Source organism: Saccharopolyspora sp. NPDC050389 (assembly GCF_040655595.1).
GTDB lineage: Bacteria > Actinomycetota > Actinomycetes > Mycobacteriales > Pseudonocardiaceae > Saccharopolyspora.
The window spans coordinates 50,319-57,041 of sequence record NZ_JBFAKG010000068.1 but is presented as its reverse complement, the minus strand read 5'-3'; the positions used below and the strand labels follow the sequence as shown (position 1 = coordinate 57,041).

Here is a 6,723-nt window from a genome sequence, read left to right as displayed (position 1 = left end):
GCGTAACCGGGTTGGAGCCCGGTTACGCACTCACGACCGATCGGGCGGTCACCGGCGGCGCTTGGTTCGGAGGTAGTCGCCGACGACCGCCGCTCCGAGGCCGTCCGCGGTGGGCGACAGGACCCGGCCGCCGCCGCGGCGGGCCACGATGTCCACGAAGGCCTCCAGGCGCGGGTTCTCGCCGAGCATGAAGACGCTCAGCGTCGCCCCCAACCGGTGCAGGGCGTCCACTTCGGACAGCGTCACGCCGAGCGTGTGCGGCGTCGGCGGGTACTGGAACACCGCTTCGCCGTCGGGTTCGAGGTGTGCCGTCGGCTCGCCGTCGGTCACCACGAGCACCACCGGCTGGGCGTCCGGGTGGCGGCGCAGGTGGCGGCCAGCGAGTAGCAGGGCGTGGTGCAGGTTCGTGCCCTGCTCCCAAACTCCTTCCAGCGCAGCGAGTTCACCGACATCCACAGTGGATGCGTAGCGGCCGAAGGTCACCAGTTGCAGGGCGTCCGACCGGAACCGGGTCGCGACCAGGTGGTGCAGCGCGAGGGCGGTGCGCTTCATCGGCACCCAGCGGCCGTCCTGCACCATCGACCACGAGGTGTCCACGCACAGCACCACCGCCGCGCGCGAACGCTGCTCGGTCTCCGCCACCTCCAGGTCCGAGATGTCCAGCTGCGCCGAGTCCGGGCCCTCCGCCGCGCGCCGCAGCACCGCGTTGCGCACCGTGCGCACGGCGTCCCAGGGCTCCGCGTCGCCGTAGCTCCATGGCCTCGTGGTACCGGTCAGCTCTCCCGCCGCGCCCGCGCGGTCGGTGTCGCGCTCACCGCGCCGCGACCGCAGCTGCGAGATCACCGAGCGCAGCGCCGTCTCCCCGAGCCGGCGCATCGCGCGCGGCGAAAGCCGCAGGCTGCCATCGGGTGCCCGCTGCAGCAGGCCCTGCTGCCGCAACTGCTGCTCGATCTCCGACAGCCGCTGCGCGTCGACGACCGCCTGCGGGCCGAGCTGCCGCTCCAGCGCCTCCAGGTCGATGTCCTCCAGGCTCGCGCCCGGATACGCCTGCCCGAGCTGCTCCGCCAGCCGGTCCAGCTCGCCGAGCTCGGCCATCGCCGCCGTCGCCTCGGCCAGGCCCATCGGCTGGTCGCCGCGGAACCGCGCCCGGCCCTCCCAGTCCTCGCCGGGCCGCAGTCCCTGCAGCTGCTGGTCAAGCCGCTGCAACGCCTGCGCGATGCGCGGATCGCCGAATGCCTGCTGCGACAACGACATCAGCTCGGCGCGCTGCTGCTCGCTCATGGAGTTCAGCAACCGCTGCGCGGCGGCCGAGCGGGCCGCCAGCGCGTCGATCAGCTCGTCGACGTTGCGCGGGTTCTCCGGGAAGAACTCGCCGTGCTCGGCCATGAACTGCTCGAACTTCTGCTGGATGTCGGCGTCGCCGCGGGCGTGCGCGGCCAGCAGCGCGGACAGGTCGTCGAGCATCTGCCGCACCCGCTCGACGTCCTCGGGCGTGACGTGCTGCATCGCCTGCTTCATGCCCTCGAAGCGCTGTTCGAGGAACTCCGTGCCCAGCATCTGCCGGATTTCCTCGAAGGTCTCCCGCGCATCCGGCGAACGCCAGTCGTAGTTCGCGAGCTCCGCGACCTGACCGGCGACATCCGGCGGCAGCGCGTCGAGCTGCAGCTCGCGGAACCGCGCGTCCTCACCGGTGTCGGCCGCGAGCGACAGCCGCTCCTGTTGCAGCGCGCGGTCCAGCAGCCGGCGAACCTCGGAGATCGTTCCGTCCAACCGGTGCCGCCGCTGCATTTCGCTGCGCCGCTGCCACAGCCGCCGGGTGAGCTCGTCGAGCCCGGCGGTGTCGCGGGTTCCGGTGCGCAGCAGCTCCTCCAGCGCGGAGCGCGGCGACGCGCCTTCCATGACGTCGCGGCCGATCTGGTCCAGCGCCGCGCGCAGATCCACCGGCGGCGCCAGGGGATCCGCCCCGCCGTGCCACGCGTCGTACCGGAACCGGCGGCTCATCAGCTGTACACCGACCGGTCGTCCTCGGCGTCCTTGCCGAGCCGCTTCGCCAGGTACAGCGACTCCAGCGCCAGCTCGACGGCGCTGGCGATCCGCCCCGGCGGGTCGCCGGCCCGCACGCCGAGCCGCTCCGCGACCTGGTGCAGCACCGGCAGTTCCGGCAGCGCGGTGAGCACGTCGTGCCCGGCGACGCGCTCGCCGGTGGCCACCGGGTGGCCGTCGACGACGGCCTGGGCCAGCGACTGCAGGTCCAGGCCGGCGAACAGCCCGCGGGCGGTGTCGGCCACCGAGCGGCGCAGCAGGTAGCCGAGCAGCTCGTCCTCGCGGCCCTCCTCGCCGGCCTCGAACTCGATCTTGCCGCGCAGCACCGCGGGCACCGCCGCCAGGTCGATCGGCCGTGCCACCGCCGGGTGCTCACCGGTCACCGCGGAGCGGTGCAGCGCGGCGGCCGAGACCGTCTCGGCGGCGGCGATGGCGAACCGGGCCGACACCCCGGAGCGCTGGTCGACGGCGTTGGATTCGCGCAGGTGGCCGACGAAGCGCGCGAGCACCTCCAGCAGGTGGTCGCCGACCTCGGCGGGCAGGTCCGCCTCCTGGCGCACCAGCGAAACCTCGTCGTCGACGTCCAGCGGGTAGTGGGTGCGGATCTCCGCGCCGAAGCGGTCCTTCAACGGCGTGATGATCCGGCCGCGGTTGGTGTAGTCCTCGGGGTTCGCGGTGGCGACCAGCAGCACGTCCAGCGGCAGCCGCAGGCTGTAGCCGCGGATCTGGATGTCCCGCTCCTCCATCACGTTCAGCAGCGCCACCTGGATCCGCTCGGCCAGGTCGGGCAGCTCGTTGACGGTGACGATGCCGCGGTGCGCGCGGGGCACGAGTCCGAAGTGGATCGTCTCCGGGTCGCCCAGCGAACGGCCCTCGGCGACCTTCATCGGATCCACGTCGCCGACGAGGTCGCCGACCGAGGTGTCCGGGGTGGCCAGCTTCTCCACGTACCGCTCGCTGCGGTGCCGCCAGGCCACCGGCAGGTCGTCGCCGAGTTCGGCGGCGCGGCGGCGGGAGGCCGGGGTGATCGGCTGCAGCGGGTGCTCGCCGAGCTCCGAGCCCGCGATGACCGGCGTCCACTCGTCCAGCAGTTCGGTGAGGCTGCGCAGCAGCCGCGTCTTGCCCTGCCCGCGTTCCCCGAGCAGCACGACGTCGTGCCCGGCGATCAGGGCGCGTTCCAGCTGCGGCAGCACGGTCTGGTCGAAACCGACGATGCCGGGCCACAGCGAGCGGCCGGAGCGCAGCGCGGTCAGCAGGTTGGCGCGCAGCTCGGCCTTGACGCTGCGCGGGGCGTGGCCGCTGGACCGCAGCTCCCCCGCCGTGCGGGGCAGCCCTTCGGGTGGAGTCGGGGTCGTCACTCCTTCGACGCTACCGGCACGAACCGACACGCGCTGCCATAGCAGAAAGGATTTCGCATGTCGCCGCGCGAGAGTAGAAACACCAGGTAACCCGCGACGGCACGCGCAGGAGGATCAAGTGGCCCTGGAGATCGAGGTGGACCCCGGCGAGGCCGGTTTCGACGCCGCCCGGCTGAACCGAATCGACCAGCACTTCGCCAGGTACGTGGAGGCCGGCAAGCTGCCGGGCTGGCTGGCGCTGGTGTCCCGGCAGGGCAAGATCGCGCACCTGTCTACGCACGGCATGCGCGACGTCGCCGCCGGCGCCCCGGTGCAGACCGACACCCTGTTCCGGATCTACTCCATGACCAAACCGGTCACCTCGGTGGCGATCATGATGCTGCACGAGGAGGGCGCCTTCGAGCTCACCGACCCGGTCAGCGACTTCATCCCGTCATTCGCCGACCTGCGCGTGTACAGCGGCGGCACCGCCCGCGCCCCGCAGACCCGGCCGGCGGGCGAGGACATGCGGATCTGGCACCTGCTGACCCACACCTCCGGCCTCACCTACGCCTTCCACTACCTGAACCCGGTGGACGAGCTCTACCGCCGCGCCGGCTTCGAGTTCGGTATGGCCGACGACCTCGACCTGGCGGGCTGCTGCGACGAGTGGGCGAGCATGCCGCTGCTGTTCGACCCCGGCGCGGCCTGGAACTACTCGGTGGCCACCGACGTGCTGGGCCGGATCGTGGAGGTGGCGTCCGGGCAGACGCTGGACGAGTTCTTCCGCACCCGCATCTTCGAGCCGCTGGGCATGACCGACACCGGCTTCGCGGTGGACCGCGCCGACGCCGACCGGCTCGCCACCCTCTACGCCGCCGACCCGCAGGGCAAGGCCCGGCCGCACCCGAAGCAGGCGGAGCTGGGCGCGGCGGCGTTCGAGCTGCCCAAGGCCCTCTCCGGCGGCGGTGGGCTGTTCTCCTCGGCGCACGACTACCACCGGTTCACGCAGATGCTGCTGCGCGAGGGCGAACTCGACGGGGCCCGCCTGCTCGGCAGCCGCACGGTGCAGTACATGACCCGCAACCACCTGCCCGGCGGCGCGGATCTGGAAACCCTGGCGCTCGGCTCGTTCTCGGAGGTGGCCAACGCGGGCAAGGGCTTCGGGCTGGGCTTCGCGGTGATCGACGACCCGATGGCGGCGAAGGTGATCAGCTCCCCGGGCGAGTTCTCCTGGGGCGGCCTGGCCAGCACCGCGTTCTGGGTGGACCCGGTGGAGGACCTGACGGTGCTGTTCATGACCCAGCTGATGCCGTCGGGCACCCACCCGATCCGCTCCCAGCTGCACCAGCTGGTCTACCAGGCCCTGGTGGACTAGGGACAGCTTCCAAACTCATCCTGCACAGCGGTGCGGGTAGCGGAACCTCAGACGCCGCCTGGCTGTGGGATCCCCGATTTGTGTATGACCAGCGGCATCGGGGCTGTCCTCACCAGGCGACGTCTGAGAACCCGCGGCGGTGCCGGTTGCGAGAGTGGGCCTATACCGGACGAAATCCGGCTCACGACGCGAGCACGCGGGATTCGCCGACCGCCAGGTCCCACAGCTGCTCCGGGTCGCGGCCGGCGTCGCGCCAGGCCTTGCGGATCCGGGTCAGCGGCTCCGTGACCGGCTCGCGGGTCAGCACGAACGTGCCCCAGTGCATGGTCGCCGCGTACGTCGCGCCCAGGTCGGCCACCGCCTGCACGGCCTCCTCCGGGTCCATGTGCACCGGCTTCATGAACCACCGCGGGTCGTACGCGCCGATCGGCACCATCGCCACGTCGATGCCCGGGTAGCGCTGCGCGATCTCGGCGAAGTGCGGCCCGTAGCCGCTGTCCCCGGCGTGGAAGATCCGGTGCTCCGGGCCCGTGATCACCCAGCTGCCCCACAGGCTGCGGCAGGTGTCGCGCGGGCCGCGGCGACTCCAGTGCCGCGCGGGCGCGAAGTCGAACGTCAGCCCGGCGACCTCCACCGACTGCCACCAGTCCAGCTCGACGACGTCGGTGAAGCCGCGGCGCCGGAACCAGCGGCCCAGCCCCGCGGGCACCAGCACCGGAGTGGCGCGCGGCAGCCGCAGCACGGTGGGCGCGTCCAGGTGGTCGTAGTGGTTGTGGCTGATCACGACCGCGTCGATGGGCGGCAGCTCGCCGAAGGCGACGCCCGGCGGCGTCAGCCGTCGCGGCACGCCGGGAATCCGCGACGACCAGACCGGGTCGGTGAGCACCGTGGCACCGGCCGTCCGCACCACGTACGTCGAGTGGCCGACCCAGGTGACCGAGGTGTCCTGCGCCGTCACTGACGGCAATCCGGTGCGCAGCACCGGGATCCGGTCGGCGTCCTCCACCCTGCCGCGGAACCCGCCGGTCCACATCAGCCGCATCACGTCGCGGAAGCTGGGCAGCGGCTCGTGCAGGCGGTCCGCGTAGGAGGACTGGATCATCGGCTGCTGGTACTCGGGTCGCACCCGACCAGATTGCCCTGCCCTGCCGCGGGTCCGCACCCGCGGCGTCAGAACGCGGGCCAGGGGATGGCCGGCCATTCCCCGGACGGCGCGGGGAACACACCGTCGGCCAGCAGCCGCTCGATGCGCGCGTTGACCGCCTGGACTTCCTTCGGCGTGACGTGTTCGGCCAGCTCAGCGGCCAGCTCGCCCTCCATCAGGGCACGCAGCTCGCCCAGCCGGTCGACGACGTCGCCCGGCAACGGCTGCCCGATCCAGCCCCACAGCACGGTGCGCAGCTTGTCGTCGGTGTTGAGGCTCACGCCGTGATCGACGCCCAGCACCCGGCCGTCCGGGGAGTGCAGGATGTGCCCGCCCTTGCGGTCGGCGTTGTTGATCACGATGTCGAGCACCGCCAGCAGCCGCAGCCGCTCGTGGTCGGCGTGCGCCAGCACGACCGGATCGCCGCGGTGGTCCTGGGCGCGCAGCACCGCCAGCCAACCGTCCGGAACCTCGCCCGGGGCGACGATGTCGACCAGCTGCGAGTCCTCCTCGGTGTCCACCCACAGCTGCACCATGCCCGGCCCGAACGGGCCGTCGCGCAGCAACGTCGGCGGGATCAGCCCCCAGCCGGTGGCCTCGGACAGCAGGTAGGACGCGACCTCGCGGCCGGCCAGCGTGCCGTCCGGGAAGTCCCATAACGGCCGCTCGCCGCGCACCGGCTTGTAGACGCACTCGGCGGAAACGCCGTCGGACTCGATCCCGCAGAACAGCGTCGCGTTGGACGCCTCCACCAGCCGGCCTTGCACGTCCAGCCGACCATGCCGGAGCAGCTCCGCGACCGCGGGATCCCCGGCGCGCAC

The 6,723-nt window shown here is 72.3% G+C and carries 5 protein-coding genes; 1 reads left to right on the top strand and 4 read right to left on the bottom strand.

Annotated elements, in window-relative coordinates; all coding sequences use genetic code 11:
* Positions 1 to 48: 48 nt before the first annotated feature.
* Positions 49 to 2,001, bottom strand: coding sequence for a VWA domain-containing protein (locus AB0I53_RS34400; protein ID WP_358612559.1), 1,953 nt, complete (start codon positions 1,999 to 2,001; stop codon positions 49 to 51).
* A complete protein-coding gene (locus AB0I53_RS34395; RefSeq protein ID WP_358612557.1) occupies positions 2,001 to 3,401 on the bottom strand; it encodes an ATP-binding protein in 1,401 nt (466 codons plus the stop codon). The genes AB0I53_RS34400 and AB0I53_RS34395 overlap by 1 nt, the downstream gene beginning before the upstream one ends.
* Positions 3,402 to 3,519: 118 nt before the next feature.
* Here AB0I53_RS34395 and AB0I53_RS34390 point away from each other — a divergent pair, with 118 nt between their 5' ends.
* A complete protein-coding gene (locus AB0I53_RS34390) occupies positions 3,520 to 4,758 on the top strand; it encodes a serine hydrolase domain-containing protein (protein ID WP_358612555.1) in 1,239 nt (412 codons plus the stop codon).
* A gap of 181 nt (positions 4,759 to 4,939) precedes the next feature.
* Here AB0I53_RS34390 and AB0I53_RS34385 read toward each other — a convergent pair whose 3' ends face one another.
* Both AB0I53_RS34385 and AB0I53_RS34380 read right to left on the bottom strand, forming a co-directional pair.
* Positions 4,940 to 5,884 carry an MBL fold metallo-hydrolase gene (locus tag AB0I53_RS34385; RefSeq protein ID WP_358612553.1) on the bottom strand — a complete coding sequence of 315 codons (945 nt, stop codon included), beginning with the start codon at positions 5,882 to 5,884 and terminating at the stop codon, positions 4,940 to 4,942.
* A 44-nt stretch (positions 5,885 to 5,928) separates the two neighbouring features.
* A complete protein-coding gene (locus tag AB0I53_RS34380) occupies positions 5,929 to 6,723 on the bottom strand; it encodes an SCO1664 family protein (RefSeq protein WP_358612551.1) in 795 nt (264 codons plus the stop codon).

Coding starts and splice junctions, on each gene's coding strand:
- AB0I53_RS34400 (WP_358612559.1), bottom strand. CDS start 2,001: ATGAGCCGCCGGTTCCGGTACGACGCGTGGCACGGCGGGGCGGATCCC.